General features: G+C 63.8%; 20 protein-coding genes. 8 read left to right on the plus strand and 12 right to left on the minus strand.

All coding sequences use genetic code 11. The features are described from left to right. Positions 1–151: 151 nt before the first annotated feature. The 3 genes from fliE to flgB are packed head-to-tail and all read right to left on the minus strand — an operon-like array spanning position 152 to position 1,325. Entirely contained in the window at positions 152–460 is a 309-nt protein-coding gene (gene fliE / locus AYJ54_RS07300) for a flagellar hook-basal body complex protein FliE (protein WP_063697873.1), read from the minus strand. A 16-nt stretch (positions 461–476) separates the two neighbouring features. Beyond that, complete coding sequence (gene flgC / locus AYJ54_RS07305) at positions 477–902, minus strand: flagellar basal body rod protein FlgC (protein WP_063697875.1); 426 nt, start codon at positions 900–902, stop codon at positions 477–479. 18 nt (positions 903–920) lie between these two features. Beyond that, the gene (gene flgB / locus AYJ54_RS07310) at positions 921–1,325 is read right to left on the minus strand and encodes a flagellar basal body rod protein FlgB (protein WP_063697990.1); all 405 of its coding nucleotides are present in this window, start codon (positions 1,323–1,325) and stop codon (positions 921–923) included. 351 nt (positions 1,326–1,676) lie between these two features. Between flgB and AYJ54_RS07315 the strand changes: the two genes are divergently transcribed. Together AYJ54_RS07315 and fliP are read left to right on the plus strand one after the other, a co-directional pair. After that, positions 1,677–2,642, plus strand: coding sequence for a flagellar biosynthetic protein FliO (locus tag AYJ54_RS07315; RefSeq protein ID WP_063697877.1), 966 nt, complete (start codon positions 1,677–1,679; stop codon positions 2,640–2,642). Further along, complete coding sequence (fliP, locus tag AYJ54_RS07320; protein ID WP_136623514.1) at positions 2,639–3,391, plus strand: flagellar type III secretion system pore protein FliP; 753 nt, start codon at positions 2,639–2,641, stop codon at positions 3,389–3,391. Before AYJ54_RS07315 ends, fliP begins: the two co-directional genes overlap by 4 nt. A 213-nt stretch (positions 3,392–3,604) precedes the next feature. On the opposite strand, the gene AYJ54_RS07325 is transcribed toward fliP, so the two are convergent. From AYJ54_RS07325 to AYJ54_RS07345, 4 genes are all read right to left on the minus strand, one after another. After that, positions 3,605–3,841 carry a hypothetical protein gene (locus AYJ54_RS07325; RefSeq protein WP_063697882.1) on the minus strand — a complete coding sequence of 79 codons (237 nt, stop codon included), beginning with the start codon at positions 3,839–3,841 and terminating at the stop codon, positions 3,605–3,607. 80 nt (positions 3,842–3,921) lie between these two features. Then, a complete protein-coding gene (locus AYJ54_RS07330) occupies positions 3,922–7,668 on the minus strand; it encodes a tetratricopeptide repeat protein (RefSeq protein WP_063697885.1) in 3,747 nt (1,248 codons plus the stop codon). A gap of 577 nt (positions 7,669–8,245) precedes the next feature. Next, positions 8,246–9,109 carry a tetratricopeptide repeat protein gene (locus AYJ54_RS07340; RefSeq protein WP_063697891.1) on the minus strand — a complete coding sequence of 288 codons (864 nt, stop codon included), beginning with the start codon at positions 9,107–9,109 and terminating at the stop codon, positions 8,246–8,248. Between the two features lie 47 nt (positions 9,110–9,156). Further along, positions 9,157–9,849, minus strand: coding sequence for a FecR family protein (locus tag AYJ54_RS07345; protein WP_245328927.1), 693 nt, complete (start codon positions 9,847–9,849; stop codon positions 9,157–9,159). Between the two features lie 732 nt (positions 9,850–10,581). Between AYJ54_RS07345 and AYJ54_RS50570 the strand changes: the two genes are divergently transcribed. Then, entirely contained in the window at positions 10,582–13,590 is a 3,009-nt protein-coding gene (locus AYJ54_RS50570) for a VCBS domain-containing protein (RefSeq protein ID WP_245328928.1), read from the plus strand. A gap of 28 nt (positions 13,591–13,618) precedes the next feature. On the opposite strand, the gene AYJ54_RS07355 is transcribed toward AYJ54_RS50570, so the two are convergent. Further along, on the minus strand, positions 13,619–13,816 hold the full coding sequence (locus AYJ54_RS07355) for a hypothetical protein (RefSeq protein WP_063697899.1): 198 nt from the start codon (positions 13,814–13,816) through the stop codon (positions 13,619–13,621). Positions 13,817–14,212: 396 nt separating this feature from the next. On the opposite strand from AYJ54_RS07355, the gene AYJ54_RS50575 reads away from it, so the two are divergent. Further along, positions 14,213–14,386, plus strand: coding sequence for a hypothetical protein (locus tag AYJ54_RS50575; protein ID WP_161491820.1), 174 nt, complete (start codon positions 14,213–14,215; stop codon positions 14,384–14,386). A gap of 13 nt (positions 14,387–14,399) precedes the next feature. Here AYJ54_RS50575 and AYJ54_RS07360 read toward each other — a convergent pair whose 3' ends face one another. The 4 genes from AYJ54_RS07360 to fliL are packed head-to-tail and all read right to left on the minus strand — an operon-like array spanning position 14,400 to position 17,332. Then, positions 14,400–15,158, minus strand: coding sequence for a MotE family protein (locus tag AYJ54_RS07360; protein ID WP_063697901.1), 759 nt, complete (start codon positions 15,156–15,158; stop codon positions 14,400–14,402). 9 nt (positions 15,159–15,167) lie between these two features. Continuing rightward, positions 15,168–15,614 (minus strand): DUF6468 domain-containing protein, encoded by a 447-nt coding sequence (locus AYJ54_RS07365; protein WP_063697904.1) that lies wholly within the window; start codon positions 15,612–15,614, stop codon positions 15,168–15,170. Then, the gene (gene fliM, locus AYJ54_RS07370) at positions 15,611–16,813 is read right to left on the minus strand and encodes a flagellar motor switch protein FliM (RefSeq protein WP_063697907.1); all 1,203 of its coding nucleotides are present in this window, start codon (positions 16,811–16,813) and stop codon (positions 15,611–15,613) included. The genes AYJ54_RS07365 and fliM overlap by 4 nt, the downstream gene beginning before the upstream one ends. An 18-nt stretch (positions 16,814–16,831) precedes the next feature. Further along, positions 16,832–17,332 (minus strand): flagellar basal body-associated protein FliL, encoded by a 501-nt coding sequence (gene fliL, locus AYJ54_RS07375; protein ID WP_063697910.1) that lies wholly within the window; start codon positions 17,330–17,332, stop codon positions 16,832–16,834. A 384-nt stretch (positions 17,333–17,716) separates the two neighbouring features. Here fliL and flgF point away from each other — a divergent pair, with 384 nt between their 5' ends. From flgF to flgH, 4 genes are read left to right on the plus strand one after another with little or no spacing between them, the layout of a single operon-like run. After that, positions 17,717–18,478, plus strand: coding sequence for a flagellar basal-body rod protein FlgF (gene flgF / locus AYJ54_RS07380; RefSeq protein ID WP_063697912.1), 762 nt, complete (start codon positions 17,717–17,719; stop codon positions 18,476–18,478). 16 nt (positions 18,479–18,494) lie between these two features. Next, complete coding sequence (flgG, locus tag AYJ54_RS07385) at positions 18,495–19,283, plus strand: flagellar basal-body rod protein FlgG (protein ID WP_063697914.1); 789 nt, start codon at positions 18,495–18,497, stop codon at positions 19,281–19,283. A gap of 10 nt (positions 19,284–19,293) precedes the next feature. Then, positions 19,294–20,424 (plus strand): flagellar basal body P-ring formation chaperone FlgA, encoded by a 1,131-nt coding sequence (flgA, locus tag AYJ54_RS07390; RefSeq protein ID WP_063697992.1) that lies wholly within the window; start codon positions 19,294–19,296, stop codon positions 20,422–20,424. A 3-nt stretch (positions 20,425–20,427) separates the two neighbouring features. Continuing rightward, a complete protein-coding gene (flgH, locus tag AYJ54_RS07395; protein ID WP_063697916.1) occupies positions 20,428–21,192 on the plus strand; it encodes a flagellar basal body L-ring protein FlgH in 765 nt (254 codons plus the stop codon). The last annotated feature ends 153 nt before the right edge of the window (positions 21,193–21,345 follow it).

The following is a 21,345-nucleotide window of genomic DNA, read 5'->3' on the forward strand; positions in this document are numbered from 1 at the left end:
TCTTCATTCCTTGCCTCCCCGTCGTCGCGACCAAGGAGGAACGCCGTTTCCTCGTCATTGCGAGCGCAGCGAAGCAATCCAGACTGCCGCCGCGGAAAGGTTCTGGATTGCTTCGCTGCGCTCGCAATGACGATTGGGGCGAGCGCCGAAATCAGATCGGCATCTTCATGATGTCTTCATACGCAGCGATCACGCGGTCGCGGACCGAGACCAGCGTGGACACCGCAACGTCGGTGTCTGCGACCGCCGTGACGACGTCCATCACGTTGGCCTTGCCGGCGGCCATCGCCACGGTCTGCGCATCCGATTTGCGACCTGATTCCATAACGCTGCCGACGGCGTCCTTGAGCAGCGCGGCGAAGGATTGTCCGCTCGCTTCGCTGCCCTTGCCCGCGCCGCTGTTCTCCAGCACGCGGGCAAGGTTGGCATAGGCGTTGGCGGCGATTGTCGGTGAAGCCATGGCTAAATATCCCTGCTCAGGTCTTGAGGATGTCGAGCGTGCGCTGGATCATCCGGCGCGTCGCACTGATGATGTTGAGATTGGCCTCGTAGGACCGCTGCGCGTCGCGCATGTCGGTCATCTCGACCACCGAGTTCACGTTGGGATATTTGACGTTGCCGCTCGCATCTGCCGCCGGATTGTTCGGCTCGTATTTGACGCGGAAGCTGGACTGGTCGGGTCGGATCTTGCCGAGGGTGACGACCTGCGCGTCGAGCGTGCGGTCGAGCGCGGAGGAGAAGGTCGGCACCTTGCGCCGGTAGGGATCACCGCCGGCGCTCTGCGCGGTCGAATCCGCGTTGGCGATGTTTTCCGAGATCACCCGCATGCGTCCGGCCTGCGCGCGCAGGCCGGAGGTCGCAATCGCCATCGAACGGGCAAAGTCGCTGCTGTCATTGGCCATGACCTGCCTCCGCTAGTCCTAACCTTTGCCGATCGCGGTCTTGAGCAGATGCAGGCTCTTCGAATAGAGCGAGGTCGCCGCCGCGTAGTCCATCTGGTTGCTCGCGGCCTTCATCATCTCCTCCTCGAGGTTGACGGTGTTGCCCGCGGGACGGGTCTCGAAGCCCGCATTCTTGTTCTGGTCGAAGGAGGACTGCGCGCCGGATGGCGTCATGTGGGAAGGGCTGGTGCGGGCGAGCGCCAGGGGCCCCATCGAGCCGGTGGCGGCACCGGTCTTGTCGAACTTCGGCTCGACCAGGTCGCGGGGCCGGAAATTGGGCGTGTCGGAATTGGAGACGTTCTCGGACAGGACGCGCTGGCGTTCCTGGTGCCACTGCATCTTGGTGCGAAGCGCCGAGAGCACCGGGAGGTCGTTGATGGACATCGTTGCGGCTCCTTCCGCCATTCGGATCTGTGTCCGAAGCTAGGCAGAATTTGCCGCGTGTATGGTTAACGGGTGGTTAAAGCGGCCGTGCCACGATGTTCCCGGCCGGGACATGCATCTTGCCCCCGTGTTTCTACGCCTCCCAAAAGCCGCATTAACCCAACCGCTTGGCGGCCCGCGTGCAGCCCAAGAAGTCGTTTTGGATCGGGCGATTCATGGGTTATTAAGAGTTGGGGACGGCAAAGCTTGCCGTGGGATGTTAAGAGATCACAGTTTTGGGGCATCGGACGCCGGTGGTCGGTGGATCTGACCATGGGTGGCACGTGAAAGCGCCATTTGCCGGGGACAAGTATGCAAGGTAGCCCGATAACCTTCATCGTCGCGTTCATCGTCGTTCTGGCGTTGATCGGCGTCGCTGCGTGGCTGGTTCGCCGATTCGCCACCAGCCGGCTCGGCGCCAACACCCAGCGCGGTCGCATGCCCCGGCTTGCGGTGATCGATGCGGCCGCGGTCGACGGTCGCCGGCGCCTGGTGCTGGTCCGGCGTGACAATATCGAGCATCTCCTGATGATCGGCGGCCCCACCGACATCGTCGTGGAGCCGAATATCGTGCGCGCAGTTCCCGGCCGCGACCAGCTTCCGCAGCGTCCCAACGCCGGTGAGCCGCCGCGCCTCGCCCCGATGCCGGACACCAGCGGCTGGGCCGACGAAGCGCCGCGGCCCGAACTGCTGGATCATCCCGAGCCGCAGATGCCCGAGCCGCCGCCACGGCCCGCGCGTCCCTCCTTCGCCGACGAAGTGCGCCGGCCCGCCCCCGTTCTGGCCGAGCGCCGCAGTGACCCGCTGGCCGGCTTTACGCCCGAGCAGATCGCGCCGCGCCCCGAGCGCGAGCTGCGGCCCGAACCCGTTCCGCCGCCGCGCGTCGCCCGCGGCGAATCGATCATGCCGCGCCCGCCGCGCCAGAGCGAGCCGGTGAAAGTGCCACCGGTGCGCGCCGAGCGCGCGGCCGCGCCGCCGCCCCCTCCGCCTGTGCCGCAAGCTCCGCCTGTTCCGCCGCCGGCGCCCGCCCCGGCCCCGTCGAGCGCCGAGCAGAATCTCGCCGAAATGGCCCAGCGACTCGAAGCCGCCCTGCGCCGCCCGGCCGGCGAGACGGTCGCGCCTCCCGTTGCGCCCGAGCCGGCTCCTCAGCGCGCGGCGCGTAACGAGCCTCCGGCGCCACCGGCCCCGCCCGCCAAGCCGGCCCCGGAAAAGACCAGCTTTGAAAACCTCGAAGACGAGATGGCCTCCCTGCTTGGCCGTCCGAAGCCGTCTTCGTGAGGCTGCCGGCCCTCCCGCGTAGAGTTCTTTTTCTTTCTGTCCTGATCGGCGCGGCATCGCTCGCGATGCCTGCGCATGCGCAGGACATCAGCATCAATCTCGGCGGTCAGGGTGGCGGCGTCACCGAGCGCGCGATCCAGCTCATCGCGCTGCTCACGGTGCTGTCGATCGCACCGTCGATCCTGATCATGATGACCTCGTTTACGCGCATCGTGGTCGTCTTGTCGCTGCTGCGCACCGCGATGGGCACGGCGACCGCGCCGCCCAATACGGTGATCATCGCACTCGCGATGTTCCTCACCTTCTTTGTGATGGGACCCGTCTTACAAAAATCCTATGACGAAGGCATCCGCCCGCTTGTCGCCAACCAGATCGGCGTCGAGGATGCGCTCCAGCGCGCCTCCGTCCCCTTGCGCGGCTTCATGCAAAAGAACGTGCGCGAAAAGGATTTGAAGCTGTTCCTGGATCTCTCGGGCGAGCCGCCGCCGGCCACCCCCGACGAGCTCGCACTCCGCATTCTCGTCCCTGCCTTCATGATCTCCGAACTGAAGCGCGCCTTCGAGATCGGCTTCCTGCTATTCCTCCCCTTCCTGATCATCGACCTCGTCGTCGCTTCCGTGCTGATGTCGATGGGCATGATGATGCTGCCGCCGGCTACGATCTCGCTGCCGTTCAAGCTGATCTTCTTCGTGCTAGTCGACGGCTGGTCGCTGGTGGCAGGAAGTCTGGTGCAAAGCTATGGGGGGTGACGGGCGGGAAGGCACGCCCTATCCCCGTCGTTGTTGCGAGCGCGCAGCAATCCAGAATGCCGCCGCGCGCGTGGACCAGGCATGGAACATTAGTCCTCTGCCCGTCATTGCGATGAGCCCCTGCGACGAAGCAATCCAGACCGTCTCCGCGGAAAGATGCTTCGCTGCGCTCGCAATGACGGAGAGCATGGCGGCGGCTCGGGCGACGACCGCCTACCCCTTCACGTCATATTGCTTGCTGAGGTGATCTCCGACCTGCACCAGCATCGCCACGCACTCGGGATAGCCGGGCTTGTCGACGGTGGCCTGATCTGCGGCCGCGCGGAACTCCCAGCTGTCGCCGTCGCGAATGATCGAGATGGTCATGCCGTCGGGGCAATCGGCATGGACCTTCAATTCGGCCCGCGCCATCGCGATGAGTTCGGCTTCGGTCTTGGCAGGCTTGCTCATATCAACTCTCTCCCGGCATGAAGACACGCAGGTTGCCGCTTCAACGGGCAACTGTCGAGAGGCCGAAGGTAGCACGGATCCTACCGCGTCATCTTGATCTGCCGCACGACCGGGATCGTCGGCAGCGAGCCGGTGTGCTCGGTCTCGTCCCTGGCCTGCGGCGCGGCCGGTGCGCGCGCAGTGGCGTCGGGGAAGCGCAGCTTCATCTCGCGCAGGAAGCCGTCGAGCGTGTCGACGCCGGCGGCGAGCTTGGCGATCTCGGCGAATTCGGCGCTGGAGGCCGCGGCCGGCTTGCTCGCAATGTCGAAGGCGAGCCGGTCGGCGCTCTCGCTCATCAAGGGCGCATATTTCTCGCGGAAGCGCGCCAGTCCAATCGAGTCGTCGGCGAGCGCGTAGCCGACCGCAGCGCGGATCACGTCGCTCTTCTCGACCGCATTGAGCGGCTTGAAGTCGCGATAGCGCTCACCGTAGTAGAGCTCGATCTGCTCTGCGGACTCGCGCCAGCGCCGCGCGGCCCAGAAGATGTCCGAACGGAGCCGAATCACCTCGCGCCCGGTGACGTTGGAGACGATATCGAGCGCGAGATCGTGGCGGCCGACGTCGCTCTGCGCGCGCGCTTCCAACAGCAGGCGCTGCTGGCGCAGCTCGCCGGAGAGATCGCTGATGCGGCTGGCACGCAGCGCCGAGATCGCCATGTCCGGCTTGCGGTTGGCAAGATAGACCATGGCAAGGCGCGCTGCGACCTGCGCGCGGGCCGCGCCTTCGAGACGGTGATCGACCTGGTATTGCAGGAGCTCGGCGGCCTGATCGAGCAGGTCGATCGAGGCAAGACGATCCGCAAGGCGGCGGATCAGTTCGTCGCCGCGCCGGCCGATCGGCGTCAGCTCGCGGAACTCGTAGAACATCCCGAGCGCCTCGATCGGTGGCAACTCGTCACCCTTCGGGCCGAGGAATATTTGCGTGAACAGTTCGGACGCGAGGTCCTGCGCCTGGCGCGAGGCCTCGGCGTTGGGCTGAAGCCTGGTCGCGGTCCGCGCCGCGGCAAGAGCGTCCCGGTAGCGTCCCATGTCGGCATACATCTGCGCCAGCATCTGGAGCGTCTTCACCTCGATGGCGTCGCCCCGCCAGGTCATCGCCAGGATCTCAAGCTCGCGCAGCGCGTCTTCCCTGGTGATCTCGTCGCGCTTCTGCCGGAGCGCTATCTCGAGCTGCCTGGCCTCGGCCGCCGCCTGCCTGTCGTTCGAGGCTACCGCGAATTTGTAGTCGTCGAGCGCGTCCTTGTCGTGGCCGAGCGCCTCGGCGAGCCGGCCGCGCAGCACGGCAAAGCCGGGCGCGGCCTCAGGCGGAACGCCGACCACCTCGATCTCGCTGCGGCGCTTGGAGGCGCCGGCATAGTCCTTCACCTCGAGCGCGGCGCGCATCGCGTCCATCGTCACGATGCGCTGGATGTCCAGCGGCAGCGACGCGATCGCGAACTCGACATTCTTGAACTTCTCGCGCGCATCCGCCCATTTGCCCTGGCGCGCGAAGGCGAGCGCCTTCCAGAGCTGTGAATCGTGGCTGTTGCCGATCACGGGATTGGCGAGATCCGTCAGGCCCTGCGCCGGACGGCCGATCAGGATGCTTGCGATCGCATGCATGATCAGTGCGCCGCTCTCCTCCTTGTTCAGGGGATCGGCGAGCATGACGTCGGTGATGGCCTTCGCTTCGTGATACATGCCGCGCGACATGTAGAACTGCGCAAGATCGAGCCGCGGCAACGAGCGCTGCGCCGGCTCGACGGCCGAGATTGCCGTGACGAGCTCGCTCTGGCGCGACATGAAGTTCTCCGACTGGCCCTTTCGCCAGCCTTCGGGACTGAAGATCGGCCGCACCGCGGTCGGGGCCCGCTCGGCCGAGATGTCGACCGGCGACAGCGTCAGACCGCCCTTCTTGCCGAGAATGACCTTGTCGGACCCGACCTCGACGCCAACCTCGTCGGAATTCGGCCGGACGGCGATGCCGTGCGCGGACTCCAGCAGCGAGAGATCGACGAGATCCTGACGCTTGATGAAGCCGCGGATCGGCCGCTGCGCGGTTACGACGTAGAGCGTGTCGCCGGCATCGGGATCGGTGAGCTTGTGCAGAAGGCCAGGACTGGCGAAGGGGATCGCGATGTTGGCGAGCGCCGGATCGGTGATGTTGCGCGAGATCATCAGTGGCAGCGGCGTCGCCTGGATTTTGTCGGCGAGTGTCAGGAGCCAGTTCGTCTCCTTGCCGACCTCCTCGCTCGTCAGCGAGTAGACCAGCGGACGGGTGAGACGAATGCGAACCGCCTGCCCTTTATCGAGCGGAATGCGGCCGACCTCGCCGATCATCGCGCCGCCCTTGGCGCGGATCGCCTCGATGTCGATCGGCTTCGACGAGTCGAACACCAGCCAGACGGTGTCGCCGCGGCGGAACGCTGCCGCGGGAGAAGAGACCTGAAGCGGGAACGTCACGCGAAGACCGTCGCTGTCGCGGCGCACCTCGACGCTGGCCACGGCGGGCTGCGGCGCGGCCGGCGCCTCGACCGGAGCTGCCGTGGCGGTTTCCTTGGCGGTTTCCTTGGCAGTCTCCTTGGCTGGCTCGTTCGGCGTGTCCTTGATCGGCTCCTTCGCAGCCTCCTTCATCGGCTCCTTGGGCGTCTCGACGGCGGCAGGCGCCACCGGCTGGGGAGGAACGACCGGTGCGGCTACTTCGGTTGCCGGCATGGGCTTAGGCGCTTCCGTCACGGCCGCCACTGGCGCAGGCGCGGGCTTCGGCGTCTCGGCAGGCGGCGCAGCGGCTGCGGCTTCGGGCTTGATCTCGATCTTGGCCTCGCGGGCGATCGCCTCGGAGGTCGGCGGCGTGATCTCGCGATGGGTCTCCTTCGGCTTCTCGGCCGCGGGATGCGCTCCACGCGCAGCGGCAGGCTTTGCCTGCGCAATCATCGCGTCGGGCGTCGCGGCGGCCTTGCCCTTGTCCGGCTGGAAGGCGACGTCGATGACATAGTTCTTCTCGTCGCGGAACGAGTGCACGTCGGCATCGCCGATCAGCGCGATGTCGACAGTGGTCTGGTCGATGTCAGCCTTCTGCCTGATCGAGGCAACGTTCGGTGGTGCGGCGACGACCGCATCGGCTAAGTCGAAATTCAGATTGGCGTTGAAGGCGAGCGTGAGCTTCTGCTCGTTGAGCACCGAGGAAACCCCGACGCCGTCGGGCATCTCGAACACGAAGCGGACAAAGGTCGGCTGCACCGAGGCGCGTACGCGGATCGGCGGACGCTTCTTGGTCTCGGCCGCGGCGCGCTGGGCGCGCAGCGCGCGCTCGGCAACCCGCGCGCGCTCGGCCAGTTCCTTGACCACGTCCATCGGCAGGGGCGGCGGCGGCCCTTTCCAGCCCTCCGGCAACAGATCGATGAAGGTGCGCTCGCCGGCATTCATTGTGTTGACGGTAACGCGTCGCGCCAGTGACAGCCGGATCGCCCCGCCGTCGGGATCGCGGCGGGCGGAGTTGACGTAATCCGGCGCGCCTTCCGGGACACGGTCGACGGGAATGTCGACGGGCCGGTCGAAGCGGATGATGAGGATGGAGCCGGCGGTCGTCACCTCGGAGGGAACATCTTCGCCGAGCTTGACGACGAGACGGGCAAAGCCGCCCGCGGCCGAAAAGGTCGCCTCGCCCCGGATCGGGTCGGCAGCACGGGCAGCACTGAGGCCGATCAGAAGGCAGGCCGCCAATACGGATGCCTTGCCGACATGATGCGGCAGCCCACGCGCCAGGGCGCGGGCTCGCGACAACAATCCAGCGGCAGCCTCTCGCGCCATTGGCGGCATTTCTTCCGATTTCGACGGCCCATGCCGGCACTGGCGCCGGCCCGTGCCGTCGACTGTAGGTTTTGCCAATTAAGGACTTGTTAATGCTGTATTGAAGACTTGGCCTGGCGCATCGCGTCGAGAGGCCCGGTGCGAGGTGAAGCGTTCGCGCACCGAATCTGAGGAGCAAGCGTTAAGGAGTTGTTAACACTCTGTCGTCCCCGCCCCGTGGTCCGCAATCTTTCGGAAGCGCGTCTCACCTCGCGCTTCGAGAATTGACTGCAAGGTCGATCGTGCTTCCGAGATTCGACTCTCGATGTACTCACGTTCGAGATCCGTTAGCCGCGTGTTCAGCAAGCGCTGATAGCGGCGAATACTCTCGTCGTGAACCCGGATGAGCGCGAACCTTGCATCCATCTTCACCTCCCATTCGCTCAGCCTCACCAGGCCGCCTCACATCAAAAGCTTGCGTTCGGTTCCCCGAACCAGAAAGCAACTTGCAGGATCGGCATCGCGTGGATCGTCGATGCCACCTCAAACCACTCGTTCACGACAATTGACGAGCGGAAGCGGGAGCCAAGTTGCGAACTCAGTCGTAACCGAGGCCATACCGCACAAACTCGTCGCCAATATTACGCTGAATTGTCTTTGCCGATGAAATGTCGGAGTCGCCGCCAATCCGGTCACCTTGCTTCAGCTTGGCAAGCCCGCGTCCAAAAAGCGCACTCGCCAGTTCAGGAGCGGCTCGCAAGGCAGAATTGTAGTCGTCGATCGCCGCACCGAACTCTCCCATCTTCAGGTGGATCAGCCCGCGCGAGTCGTACACGGCGGCGCTGGTCGAACCCGATTGAAGCACTCTGTCGCAGTCCTCCAGCGCTGCCTGCCAGGCACCGAGAACCGCCCGGGTCCAACATCGTCCGCTCCATGCGGCTTGCGAGTCGGGCTGGAGGCGAATGGCCTCGTCATAGTCGTGCGCCGCGCGCTGGTACTCGTTTTTCTTCAAATAGGCTGCTGCGCGATTGACGAAGGCACCTCCGTAACCGGGGTCAAGCCTGATCGCATCATCAAAGGCCTTGATCGCCGGTTCATATTCGCCCTTCCTCAAATGAGCCACACCACGGTTGTTGTAGGCCTTTGTGTATGTCGGATTGAGCTCGATCGACTGATCGAAATCGCGGATGGCTCTGTCGTAGTCGCCCTTTGCGGTGTAGGCATTGCCACGATTGTTATAGGCGATAGCCAAGGCTGTCGTCGTACCTTGATGCGACTCTATGAAGGCCGTGCAGGCACTGACCCGCGCATCAAGCGGCGTGGCATTCGTCCCGTTGCACAGTTCGATACTGCTGAGGTAGCTGCCCCTCACATTGGAATTCTCGGCCGCGACCGGCAATCCAGCCAACAGCAGGACAACAACAGACAATACGCCTCTGGTAACGGACAATCTTGGTTCCATGTCAGGCTCCCCGATCTTCCGAGTTTGCGCGGGCTAGAATGCCAATCCTAGCACCCTCGGCAGATGTTCAGGTTGAGCCTGCGCTCGGCCTTCTGCTCGGGTTGCGGCGATGGGGCTGCTCCGGACTTTTTCGTATATTTGTTCTTTCCCTCCTCGATGAGGGTAGAAAACCTGGTGGTGCCGTCATCTGAAATTTCGACGTGAGGCGTGGTGCCTCGAATGCCCATCGTGGCCACCGGAGTTTCGATCTTCATGTCGCCGGTTTTCGCAACGCTGCCGGCAACGAAAACGAACGTCCCCCTGGTCAGGTTGATGACCGTCGAATTGGCCGTCCCATTTGGATCGTAGACGAATTCGTCCAACTTCATGCGAGCATCGCTCGATAAGTTAAACGAGGTTCCATCCACAAAGTTGATGCCGACCCGTCCGTCGGCGCCGGTTCGGACCACATCGCCCAAATAGACGAGGTCGCCGATCTTGGTCTGGGCAGGCTCTTGCTGGACGTTCGCCTGGACAATGACGGCTCCCGCATGCTCGATGGCGACCGAGCCAGAGGCTGTGACGACCTTTCCAATCGGCTTTGATGACGAGTCCAGAACCGCATGCCCCGGAGAATCGCTCTGCGCTCGGGTTGGGTGGGGTGAAGAACAGGCCAGCGCAGCAACGACACCTGCCACCAGAATGCTCGTCCCATGCCCGCCCATGGCTCTTCCTCTTTTGAAGATATTGTCCTTGAGCACCGGAACGGCTCCGACATCTTCGGCGAAAGCCGCCGCACATAAAGCCGCCGCACATAATGGCAGACCAGGCGCCGCAAACCACCTCCCCCAAACTGGGTACCTCGGCCTACTCCGAATGGGGGATAACTAGGCCCGAAAGAGCCACTATCCGAGCCCCGCAATTTCAAACAGTTTTTTCGCTGGAACAGCCGTGCCGGCCGGCGAAACGACAGCAATTCTGCCGTGACCCGCTCGAGCGGAACTCCTGGAAACCAGGACCTTCGGCGGAACTGGCCGAGGTTGCCGACGCAAATTTGCTCCTGATCGCGTAACGCGACAAGCCAGCAAAGATACGGCAACGCCCCAGCCCGACCGCCTGGCAGTCGAGGTGGAACAATGGCCGTCACGTCAACTGCAGGACACGGGGATGAGTGCGACGCCGCTGCGGTCCGGAATCCCCGAGCGAAGCTGGCGAGAAGCGGCTCTCTCGATGAACCCACTGCTGACGTTCGTTATCGGGCCTCCGCCGGCGGCTTCTGGACGCTGTCGCTCACGGCATTGCTGTTCTCGGGGATCAAAGAGGCCAAGGCCGCAGACCCTAACGCAACGTTCCTCGATGATGACAGGATTACATACAAGGATTTCGCGCACGGCGCATTCGAGCTCACGACCAAGGAGCCTGTCCCGCGGCACATCATTGTCGAGGATCCCGGACACACGGTCGTTCTGCACAAGACCGGCTCCTCGGTTGCGGTGAATCAGCTCGACAACAGCACGAGCCGCATGGAGGAACTGCGGACGGCCCAGCAGGAGGTGCTCGCCAATCTCGCGAAGGGATACGGCACGCACGGGTCCGGCACCCCTCCGTTCGTCGAATCGCTGCCGCTGCAGCCGATCAATTTCATACCACCTGACCCACCCGCGGCGCCAAAAGCGGCCGTGGATCCGATCGTCATCAAGGTGCCCGAGTTCATAATCGTACGAACGCCGCCAACCCTGAACGCTCAGGCGGGACCGCTCGAACTCGACACTGCCGTGTTTGATAACTTTGCCGCGACAAGCGGAACGTTCAGCGCCAGCAGCTCCAGCCTCAACGCTGTGCTGACTTTTTCCATTAGCGGCGGAACTGCGGGCAATACTGTCCTGAATGGCGTGACTTACGACGTATCGCAGACCGGCTCTTATGGCACGCTCTATCTGAACAGCGCGACTGGCGCCTATACCTTCGTTCCCGACAATGTCGCGATCAACGCGCTGAAGACGCCGACCACACAGAATTTTTCGATTACAGTGACAGACGGGTCGCTCTCGGCCGGCCAGATCTTCACGATCGCCATCGACGGAGCCGAGGACACGGCGATCATCTCCGGAACGACCACCGGCTCATCGATTGAAGCCGGCGGCATCGCCAATGCAATACCCGGCGTTCCCGTCGCGACCGGTCATCTCTCGGCTGCCGACGTCGACGATCCCGCCAACACCTTCACGGCCGTCAATTCGCCGACGCAGAGTGCCCGCGGCTACGGCACCTTCACGATGACCGCGGATGGCACCTGGACTTACACGCTCGATCAATCCAACAGCGCGGTGCAGGCTTTGAACGTCGGCGACAAGCTGACCGACACCTTTACGGTGACCAGCATCGATGGCACCCCACAGGTGATCACCATCACGATCAATGGCGCCAACGATGCTGCCATCATTTCCGGCGCAACAACCGGCACGGTGACGGAAGACGGGCGCGAGAACTGCGCGCCGTCAACCGCGACCGGCCAGCTTACCGATACGGATGTCGACAATATTCCGAACAGGTTCACGCCGGTGACCTCACCAAGGGCGAGCGATCACGGCTACGGCTGCTTCACGATGACGGCCAGCGGTGTCTGGACCTACACGCTCGACAACCACAATTGCGTCGTGCAGGCATTGAATGTCGGCGACACGCTGACCGACACTTTCACAGTGACCACCATCGACGGAACCGCGCAGCTGGTGACAATCACCATTCATGGCACGAACGATCCGGCCATCATCAGCGGTTGCACCACCGGCTCGGTGACCGAGCCGGACTGCGAGCACCACGGCAAGCCGACGGCGAGCGGCAGGCTGACCGACACCGACGTCGACAATCCGCCCAACACCTTCACGCCGGTGATCTCGCCAAGGGTAAGCGATCACGGCTACGGCTGTTTCACGATGACAGCTGCAGGCGTCTGGACCTACGCGCTCGACACTGCAAACTGTGCCGTGCAGTCGCTTCGTTCCTGTGACACGTTGACCGACACCTTCACGGTGACCACGATCGATGGCACGGAACAGACGATAACGATCACAATCCACGGCGCCGACGATCACGACGATTTCGGTCACAGGGCAGCGCCAGCGCACGATACCGTCGACCCGCCCCACGCCTCCCCGGTCCCTGACAACAGTACGGCCACGGGAGATCCTGCCACCAGCCAGACGGCCGACGCGAGCACGCGCGACGGTGCGATCAGCGATCTCGGCAGAGGCGCACCGCTGCAGGAGACCTCCGACAAGAGCACTGACGTTATCGCTGTCTCCGGCGAAAGTCCGGATCATGGCAAGATCGGCGGATACGGACACGATATTCTTGCAGGCAGCCATCAAGACGACAATTTCGTCTTTGCCTCGGTATCGGACTCCCGAGCTGCGCGGCCGGCGGTCATCTCCAGCTTCAAGCCGGAGTCTGATCGGATCGATCTGACCGCTCTCGGTGCACTCGCATTCGTCGTTCTGGCGCTCGACGACAGCAGCACGACGGTACCCGCACATACGATCGCCTGGCTCTACGACAGCTCGGCAAACCAAACCATTCTCTACGTCAATCCGACGGATCAAACCCTGAGCATCGGCGATTCCAGTCTCGTGGAAATCCATCGAGATGGCTTCTCCACCATTCAGCTGTCCGATTTCACGGTCGCGCCGGAGACGTCGGGCCACGCAATGGGAGCCGAACCGGCCAATCTGGAACCGAGCGCGGGCACCGATGCGAACTCTGGCACAACGACAACAACCGAGGTCTCGTCAGGCGAGATCGCCCACGATCGGGCCGTGGTGATCGATGAGCACGGAACCGGGCAAATTACGAAAGCCAGCGGCTGCACGCTCGATGCCAATTGCGAACGAATTGTCCCGGTCGAGCATGCTCGGTTCGTTCGTTCCGACGATACGAAAACGCATTTGAACGAATCCAGCGACGGACACGTGGTGGCCTCCTCTCCGGCAATCACAGACCCGCCCGTCAACCAGGTTCATCATGCAACATTCCCGGAGGAAAAATTTGTATTCAGCCGGGCATCGCCGTTAGGCAGCGGTAATGAGATCCCGCCTGCTGGGGAAAGCGTGGTTTCCGGGAAAGGTGGCGGTTCGGGCGCTTCGCCTGAGGCCGACCCGGATCTCCATTCCGCGACGGCTCCTGTCGAGCCGTCGCATCACGAAGATCACGTGTTCGGACATCACCATGCGGGCCCGACAGACGAGGCCGGCCTTCGTGATGTTGCTTCGGCTCATCCTGAGGAGGGATTCTACTTCAGGCATTCCGACTCTCACGGTTCGGATTTCATCGCCCCGGAACCGACGCACACACCGGCCTGGACGCGATTTGGTGCGGACGCCGCAGGACCCGACAGGTCGGCGACCACGCATTCGACCGAGCCGTCAGTGCACTGGCACGAGGTCGTCGAGGCCTTCGCCGGCGAGGCACGACATTCGCACGTACCGCACGATCTGATCGTGTGACGATGCGCCCCGAATGGCGCGGGATCCCCTAGTTCTGGCTGCGGACGCAATCCGCCGCGGCGGAATTCTCCCGCGAACACACCTCGCGGGCGTCATCGATTTCCTCCGAGAAGGTCACGACGTGCTGATGGTTCAACGTGGATGTCCAGGCCGACGTCATTGCCGCGATAAGCAGACGATTGACGGCCTCGATTGCGCGTTCCGCTACGGACGAGCAGTAGTTCATTGCTCCCTCCCGCGCCGCTGATTGCGAATAGCATAGATTACGACCATCCGTTCAAGGCAAGTGTATTTCAGGTCACATTTGCACGCGTCAACTCATCGCAGGCTTACAGGATGAAGCTCGCGTCCACTGCAGCCGCAACGTGAATTTTGAGCACACGTTTAGATTGCACTGCGCCCGAGACTTGATCAGCAGGTTTGGTCGGTTGCCGCGCGCTCCCGCACAACCCTCGAGCCATTGCGGACAATGAGCGACTCAGACTGGGATGATAATGTCGCCGCGACGCAAATTCGGATTGGTCAGCTTGGGGGTCGATCGATGCGCGGAGAAGCCTATTGCACTGTGTGCAGCAGAGCGAGAGCACTGGTGGCCGTCGTTCCAGTTGCTCGAGGATATGCCATGAAGCTCTATGAATGCGCGGATTGCCACAGCACGCTCAACCTCGTGACCCGCGTCACGAAGGCGGCGGCCGTCAGCCGACGATTGGATACGGCTGTTCCCGGCAAGGCGTGGCTAGACTTGACGACCGCCAGGCTTGCCGCACACAGCGGCCATCCGCGGCCTGCGAGGTAGAGACAGCAACCGGTCAGTTCGGCTTTTGCGTCGGCTTGCCGTCGATCTTGGGAAGATCTGACGCGGAAGCGGATTGATCGCCGCCGCCGGCACGGCGCGCCATCTCGACCGTCAGCCGCTCGGCGGCCTCGGGCGACATCAGGCCCATGATGTCGGACATCTTTCGCGGGGCGATTTGCGAGGCGATCTCGATCAGCACACCCATCTCGAGCCGGTCAAACACCCGCGCGGCGTCCTTGGGCTTCATGCCCTCATACATGGTGACGAGGCCCTTCATGCGCTGGGCTTCGGCGGCCTTCTGCTCGGCCTGTGTGGTGGAGATGCGGGATTCCACCGCCTTCATCTCCTCGACCTTATTCTCGATGCGCTTCTCGGCCGATTTCAGCAGGCTCTCGCGGATATCGATTTCCCGCTGGCGGGCCTCGATCTCCTGGCGGCGCGCCTGGAGCCGCTCGAGGATCGCCCGCTCCGACGCCGAGACCTGCGGCTGGGCCTCCTCCGGCTTGATCACCGTGCCCTCCGGCTTGGTCTCGGGCGCTGCCGGCTTCGGCGCCTCCTTCGGCTCGCCATGCGTCGAGCCGGTAATATCAGGGTCCTCGCGGCCGGTCGGGAAGTTCAGATTCTCCTGCGCCCAGGATTTTTTGACCTGGTTCGGCTGGTAATCGAAGACATAGCCACCGTTGATCACGAGGCCCGCCACCTTCAACGTGGCGAGACCCGCGACCGCAACCAGCACGACGGGAATGACGCGGATGTTACGAAAGGACTTCATACCTGCACTTTATGCGGCGAGACCGCTTGACCTTCTGCGCTCGGAGAATGCTTCGGCCGCCGCCGCCACCGCCTTCGCCGTCGACGGCTTTGCCGCAGACGCCGAAGCCGTTTCCGGGTGCGTCACGGGGCGCGCGGCGATCGCGATCTTGGAGAGGCGGCGCACCACATTGTCGGCCTCGCCGAGCTGCTTGTAGAGCTGGTCGGACATCTGGGTGGCGGCGGCAAGCTGGCTGCCGAGATTCTCATTGACGTCGCGCACGGCGAGCTTGAGACCGCCGATCGCGCGCTCGGCGATCTCGGTTGCGGTGATCAGCTCGGCGATGACCGCTTTCAGCGAATGCTCGTCTGCCTTCAGCCGCATCAGCCGCTTGTTGAGCAGGATGCAATAGCCGATCGTGAGCATCAGCAGGATAGCCACCAGCGTCTCGATTGCCATTCCCAGGGAGTGGTTCATGGGGCCTCCATCATCTTGTTCTGCTCGTCCACCTTCTCGAACATCGCAAGTGTCGTACCAGGCTTGCGCAGGGGTTTCGTCACGCGGATCGCGACGCGGTCGCCGACCCGGCCCATCCGCCCTTCGGTGAGCATGACGTTGCCGCAGCGCACGGTCACGTTGGCATCCGCCCGCATGTCCAACGGCAGCGTGTCGCCGACCTTGAGCCGCATCAGTTGCTTGAGCGGAATGTCGGCTTCATAGAGCACGGCGTCGACGGCGATCTCGGCCTGCACGATCTCGGTGGCGAAATGGCCCTCCCAGATCGGGTCGCGGCCGAACTTTTCGCCCATGAACATCTGGAGCAGAACGCCCCGGATCGGCTCGATGGTCGCGTAGGGCAGCAACAGCTCGATGTTGCCGCCGCGATCTTCCATGTCGATGCGCAGGCGCACCAGGATCGCGGCGTTGGCGGGTCGGCTGATCGCGGCAAAACGCGGATTGGTCTCGAGCCGGTCTATGGTGAAGGTCACCGGCGACAGCGGCCGGAACGCCTGCTCGGCGTCGGCCAGCACCACCTGGACCAGCCGCTTGACCAGCTCGGTCTCGATCGTGGTGTAGGGACGGCCCTCGATACGGAGCTGGCTCGTACCGCGGCGGCCGCCAAGCAGCACGTCGATCATTGAGTAAATCAGGTTCGAATCGACCGTCGCCATGCCGAAGTTTTCCCACTCCTCGGCCTTGAACACCGAGAGCACGGCCGGCAGCGGGATCGAGTTCATGTAATCGCCGAAGCGCACCGAGGTAATGCGGTCGAGCGAGACTTCGACGTTGTCGGAGGTGAAATTGCGTAAAGATGTCGTCAACAACCGCACCAGGCGGTCGAAGACGATTTCGAGCATCGGCAGACGCTCGTAGGAGACCATCGCCGAATCGATGATTGCGCGGATGCCGGAATGGTCGTCCAGCGCGACGTCGCCGACGGTGAAGCCGAGGAGATTGTCGATCTCCTCCTGCGACAGCACGCGTTCGCCTGAGTTCTTGCCGTTGCCGAGATCGCGGCTGCCGTCCTCGACCATGGCCGCCCATTGCAGGGCCATGGTCTCGGATAGTTCGTTCTCGGCAGCAGCCTTCGCGGCCTCCGCGGGATCCTCGGAATCAAGCGAGGCCTCCCATTGGGCGGCTATGGCATCCTGGTCGACTGGATCGTTGCCCGCCATGGCGCTAGCCCATCAGCCTCACTGCACCACGACTTCCTTGAACAGCACCGCGCTGACCTGGATCGGCGCGACCGCCGCGTTGACGCGCTTGGTCAGCTCTTCCTTGAGGCGGAAGATGCCGGCGGAGCCGTTGAGGTCGGAGGGGCGCAGTTCCCGCACATAGGTCTGGAAGATGTCGGTGACCCGCGGCATCGTCGGCTTGATTGCCTCGATCTGCGTCTCTTCCTTCAGTTCCAGCACGATCTTCAGCCGGAGATATTGCACGCGCTCGCCGGGTGCACCGGCGAGGTTGACCATCATGTCGGGCACGTCGACGAAGGCCGGCGGCTTCGGCGGGGGCGCCGCCTCGGCATGATGCTCGTCGTCACCGTGGCGGAAGAAGAAGAACCAGGTCGCAGCGCCGCCGCCGAGGACGGCGAGCAGGCCGACGGCCATGATGATCAGCTTGAGCTTGTTCTTCGGTGGAGGGGCTTCCGCGCCTTCGGCGGCTGCGCCGCCTTCCGCTTCAGTCTCTGCCATGGTCCCCGGGCCCGCTCATCTCTTAAAGGATCGAAAGAGCGAAGCCTCCTGGCAGACAGTGACGCGATACAAATGCCCCAGCGCAATGCGCTCCTCTTACACGCAAACGCTACGGTAATAATGGTTAACGGAACCTTTCGATTGGCCCTGCGCTAGGAAAAATCTGCCGGGCAAACATGGTCAACAGAGCCTTTCTGCCGCCCCTTGGCGCCTCCGAAAAATTTACAAGCCATTGTAACCACGTAATTTTCTGAGTTGGCACGGCTTTCGCTGAGAGAGGACCGAGACCGACGGTTTGGGAGAGCCAGACGGTCTCGTTCACGGGGTCCACCGAGGCGCTTGGGAGAGCGACGAGGCAGGCCTCACTCAGGGGAGATTGATCCGATGCAGAACGCGCTTCTGATCGGCTTGTCGCGGCAGATGACGTTGGAACGGCAGATGGATGTCATCGCCAACAACGTCGCCAATGCCAACACCAACGGTTTCAAGGCCGACCATTCGCTGTTCGAGGAATACCTCAACTCGAACGCGCATGAGGACAATTTCATCGGCTCCGATCGCCGCGTCTCCTATGTGCAGGACCGCGGCACCTTCCGCGACATCGGCCAGGGGCCGATGGAGCAGACCAACAACCCGCTCGACATGGCGATGGACGGCAATGCCTATTTCGCCGTCCAGGCCAATGGCGGCGAGCGCTACACCCGCGACGGCAAATTCTCGCTCAACAGCACCGGCCAGCTCGTCACCTCCGACGGCAACCTCGTGCTCGGCACCGGCGGCCCGATCACCTTCCAGCCGACCGACCACGACATCAATATCGCGCCCGACGGCACGATCACGGTGCTCGAGGGCACGGCGCGGACCGACTCGATCCGCGGCAAGATCCGCATGGTGTCGTTCGACGAACCGACGAAACTGACCAAGCTCGGCGCCAATCTCTATGACGCCGGCAGCGCCACCCAGCAGGCCGACACCAAGACCAGCGTGCGCCAGGGCTATATCGAGAAATCGAACGTGAATGCGGTCGGCGAGATGAGCCGCATGGTCGAGGTGATGCGCAGCTACACCGCCATCGCCAACCTGCTCCAGCAGCAGAGCGACCTCCACAAATCGGCGATCGAGAAGCTCGCCGACGTTCCGGCCTGATTAGGGGAGAACTGACATGCAGGCGCTTCACACCGCAGCGACCGGAATGGCGGCACAGGAACTCAACGTTCAGGTGATCTCCAACAACATCGCCAACCTGCGCACCACCGGCTTCAAGAAGCAGACCGCGGCCTTCCAGGACCTGATCTACGAGCACGTCCGCCGCGTCGGCGCCCAGTCGTCCGACCAGGGCACCATCCTGCCCGTCGGCGTCGACATCGGCGGCGGCGTCAAGACCGTCGGCACGCCGCGCAGCATGACGCAGGGCACGCTGTCGCAGACCGGCAACGATCTCGACCTCGCGGTCTCCGGCGAAGGCTTCTTCAAGATCCTGATGCCGGATGGCACCTACCAGTATACCCGCGACGGCACCTTCCAGATGGACAATCAGGGCCGCATCGTCACCGCGCAGGGCAACCCGGTGCAGCCGACGATCACGATCCCGAACAACGCTTCGGGCCTGACCGTCAACGTGCAGGGCCAGGTTTCGGTGACGCTGCCGGGCTCGTCGACTTCGACCGTTCTCGGCCAGATCGGCCTGACCCGCTTCATCAACAAGGCCGGCCTCCAGCCCGTCGGCAGCAATCAGTTCACCGAGACGCCCTCCTCCGGCCCGCCCCAGGACGGCACGGCGACCGCCGAGGGTTACGGCAACATCACGCAAGGCAGCCTCGAGCAGGCCAATGTCGACGTCGTCTCGGAGATGAGCGACCTGATTGCAGCCCAGCGCGCCTATGAGATGAACGCCAAGGTGATCAGCGCCGCCGACCAGATGATGCAATCGACCACGGCGCTGTTCCGCTGAGGTGATGACGATGATCCGCACCACACTCGCGACGATCTCTGCTCTCCTCGTGCTGGCGCTGCCGGCGCAGGCGGCCGACGACGTCATCGCCGTGCCGACGCTGCGCGCCAGCGTCACCGTCGCCTCCGACGTGGTGCGGGTCGGCGATCTCATCGACAATGCCGGCTCGGCCGCGCTGATCCCGGTATACCGCTCGCCCGACCTCGGCACCACCGGCGCGCTGCCGGTTGCGCAGGTCCTGTCGGTGCTGCGGGCCAAGCAGGTCATCGGCGTGATGATCGGCGACATCAAGGAGGTCTCGGTCACGCGACTCGCCCGCATCTTCGCCAACAAGGACCTCGAGCTTGCGGTCGCTTCCGCACTGGAGCGCCGCTTCGGCCTCGGCGATGCCGCCAACATCACCGTCACCTTCGACCGCGGCATCTCCGATCTGCGGCTCGATGCCTCCAACACCGGCGCGCTCCAGCCGGTCGCGACCCGCTACGACGCGCGCAGCGGCCGTTTCGACCTGACTTTCGAGATCAACAACGACAGCAATCCGACCCCGACCAAGCTGCGCCTCACCGGCACTGCGATCGAGACCGTCGAGGTCGCCGTGCTCACGCACGACATCGACCGCGCCGAGCTGCTCAAATCCTCCGACATCGCACTGGAACGCCGGCCGAAGGCGGAGGTCACCGGCGAACCCGCCTCGCGCGACCGCACCGTCGGCATGCAGCTCCGCCGGCCGATGCGGGCGGGCACGCCGATCCGCGTCGCCGACATCGTCAAGCCCGACTTCGTGCAGCGCGACCAGAACGTCACCATCATCTACCAGGTGCCCGGCCTCTACCTCACCACCCGCGGCAAGGCGATCGACAGTGGCGCCGAGGGCGACACGGTCAGCGTCCTCAACGTGCAGTCCAAGCGCACGCTGACCGGCATCGTCACCGGCCGCGGCCAGGTCACGGTCCAGGGCGCGAGCCAGGCCGTACCGATGCCGCCTGCGGTCGAGCAGACCTCATCGCTCAAGCGCGACGAAACGCCCTCGGCCGCAGCGCTCGCCCAGAGCTTGATCCAAACCCCTGTGTCCCCGGCCCAGGTCGCACAAGCCCAGATTCCGCAAGTTCAAGCCTCGCAAGCTCCAGCCAAGTCAGAGTAAGTCATGACCACGTTCAGTTCCGCTGCCCGTCTTCGTCGCATCGCGATCTCCGGCCTGCTGCTGGCGACCTCTGCCCTCGCGAGTGGTTGCTCCTCGATCGACCGCCTTTCGCAGATCGGCGAGCAACCGAAGCTGTCAGCGATCGACAATCCGACGACGCAGCCCGGCTACAAGCCGGTGCAGATGCCGATGCCGAAGCCGGAAGTCGCCTCCTACAATCCGAACTCGCTGTGGCGGAACGGCAGCCGCGCCTTCTTCAAGGACCAGCGCGCCCATCAGGTCGGCGACCTCCTGACGGTGACGGTCAATTTCACGGACAAGGCCAATATCGCCAACGAAACCCAGCGCAGCCGAACCGCCAAGGAAGATTCGGGGATTACCGATTTCATCGGCAGCCAGACGGTTACGCAGCCGCTCAAGGTCTTGCCCGGCCGCCTTCTCACCACCGACTCGACATCCTCCGCCGACGGCAAGGGCTCGGTCCAGCGCCAGGAAGCCTTGCAGACCAACGTCGCCGCCGTCGTCACGCAGGTCCTTCCGAACGGCAACCTGGTGGTCGAAGGCAAGCAGGAGATCCGCGTCAACTTCGAGATTCGCGAACTGGTTGTCGCCGGCATCGTGCGACCGGAGGACATCCAGAGCGACAACACCATCGACTCCAGCAAGATCGCGCAGGCCCGCATCGCCTATGGCGGACGCGGCCAGATCATGGACGTGCAGCAGCCGCGCTACGGCCAGCAAGTGATGGACGTGCTGCTGCCCTTCTAAGTCTCTTTGAGAGCTCCCACATCGTGTTCGCGAACCTAGGCGCGAACGACGATGTACTACGCGGCCTCCGGTAGCTCCCCTGCCGGAGGCCGCACGTATTTTGGGTTCGGCGACGCCAATCATGCTAGCGCCACATTCACCGCCGTCGTCCCG

This window comes from Bradyrhizobium centrolobii, assembly GCF_001641635.1.
Classification (GTDB): Bacteria; Pseudomonadota; Alphaproteobacteria; order Rhizobiales; family Xanthobacteraceae; genus Bradyrhizobium; species Bradyrhizobium centrolobii.

Bases quoted from the DNA above. Each gene is read 5' to 3' on its own strand.
- fliE (WP_063697873.1), bottom strand. From the start codon at position 460: ATGGCTTCACCGACAATCGCCGCCAACGCCTATGCCAACCTTGCCCGC.
- flgC (WP_063697875.1), bottom strand. From the start codon at position 902: ATGGCCAATGACAGCAGCGACTTTGCCCGTTCGATGGCGATTGCGACC.
- flgB (WP_063697990.1), bottom strand. From the start codon at position 1,325: ATGTCCATCAACGACCTCCCGGTGCTCTCGGCGCTTCGCACCAAGATG.
- AYJ54_RS07315 (WP_063697877.1), top strand. From the start codon at position 1,677: ATGCAAGGTAGCCCGATAACCTTCATCGTCGCGTTCATCGTCGTTCTG.
- AYJ54_RS07325 (WP_063697882.1), bottom strand. From the start codon at position 3,841: ATGAGCAAGCCTGCCAAGACCGAAGCCGAACTCATCGCGATGGCGCGG.
- AYJ54_RS07330 (WP_063697885.1), bottom strand. From the start codon at position 7,668: ATGGCGCGAGAGGCTGCCGCTGGATTGTTGTCGCGAGCCCGCGCCCTG.
- AYJ54_RS07340 (WP_063697891.1), bottom strand. From the start codon at position 9,109: ATGGAACCAAGATTGTCCGTTACCAGAGGCGTATTGTCTGTTGTTGTC.
- AYJ54_RS07355 (WP_063697899.1), bottom strand. From the start codon at position 13,816: ATGAACTACTGCTCGTCCGTAGCGGAACGCGCAATCGAGGCCGTCAAT.
- AYJ54_RS50575 (WP_161491820.1), top strand. From the start codon at position 14,213: ATGAAGCTCTATGAATGCGCGGATTGCCACAGCACGCTCAACCTCGTG.
- AYJ54_RS07360 (WP_063697901.1), bottom strand. From the start codon at position 15,158: ATGAAGTCCTTTCGTAACATCCGCGTCATTCCCGTCGTGCTGGTTGCG.
- AYJ54_RS07365 (WP_063697904.1), bottom strand. From the start codon at position 15,614: ATGAACCACTCCCTGGGAATGGCAATCGAGACGCTGGTGGCTATCCTG.
- fliM (WP_063697907.1), bottom strand. From the start codon at position 16,813: ATGGCGGGCAACGATCCAGTCGACCAGGATGCCATAGCCGCCCAATGG.
- fliL (WP_063697910.1), bottom strand. From the start codon at position 17,332: ATGGCAGAGACTGAAGCGGAAGGCGGCGCAGCCGCCGAAGGCGCGGAA.
- flgF (WP_063697912.1), top strand. From the start codon at position 17,717: ATGCAGAACGCGCTTCTGATCGGCTTGTCGCGGCAGATGACGTTGGAA.
- flgG (WP_063697914.1), top strand. From the start codon at position 18,495: ATGCAGGCGCTTCACACCGCAGCGACCGGAATGGCGGCACAGGAACTC.
- flgA (WP_063697992.1), top strand. From the start codon at position 19,294: ATGATCCGCACCACACTCGCGACGATCTCTGCTCTCCTCGTGCTGGCG.
- flgH (WP_063697916.1), top strand. From the start codon at position 20,428: ATGACCACGTTCAGTTCCGCTGCCCGTCTTCGTCGCATCGCGATCTCC.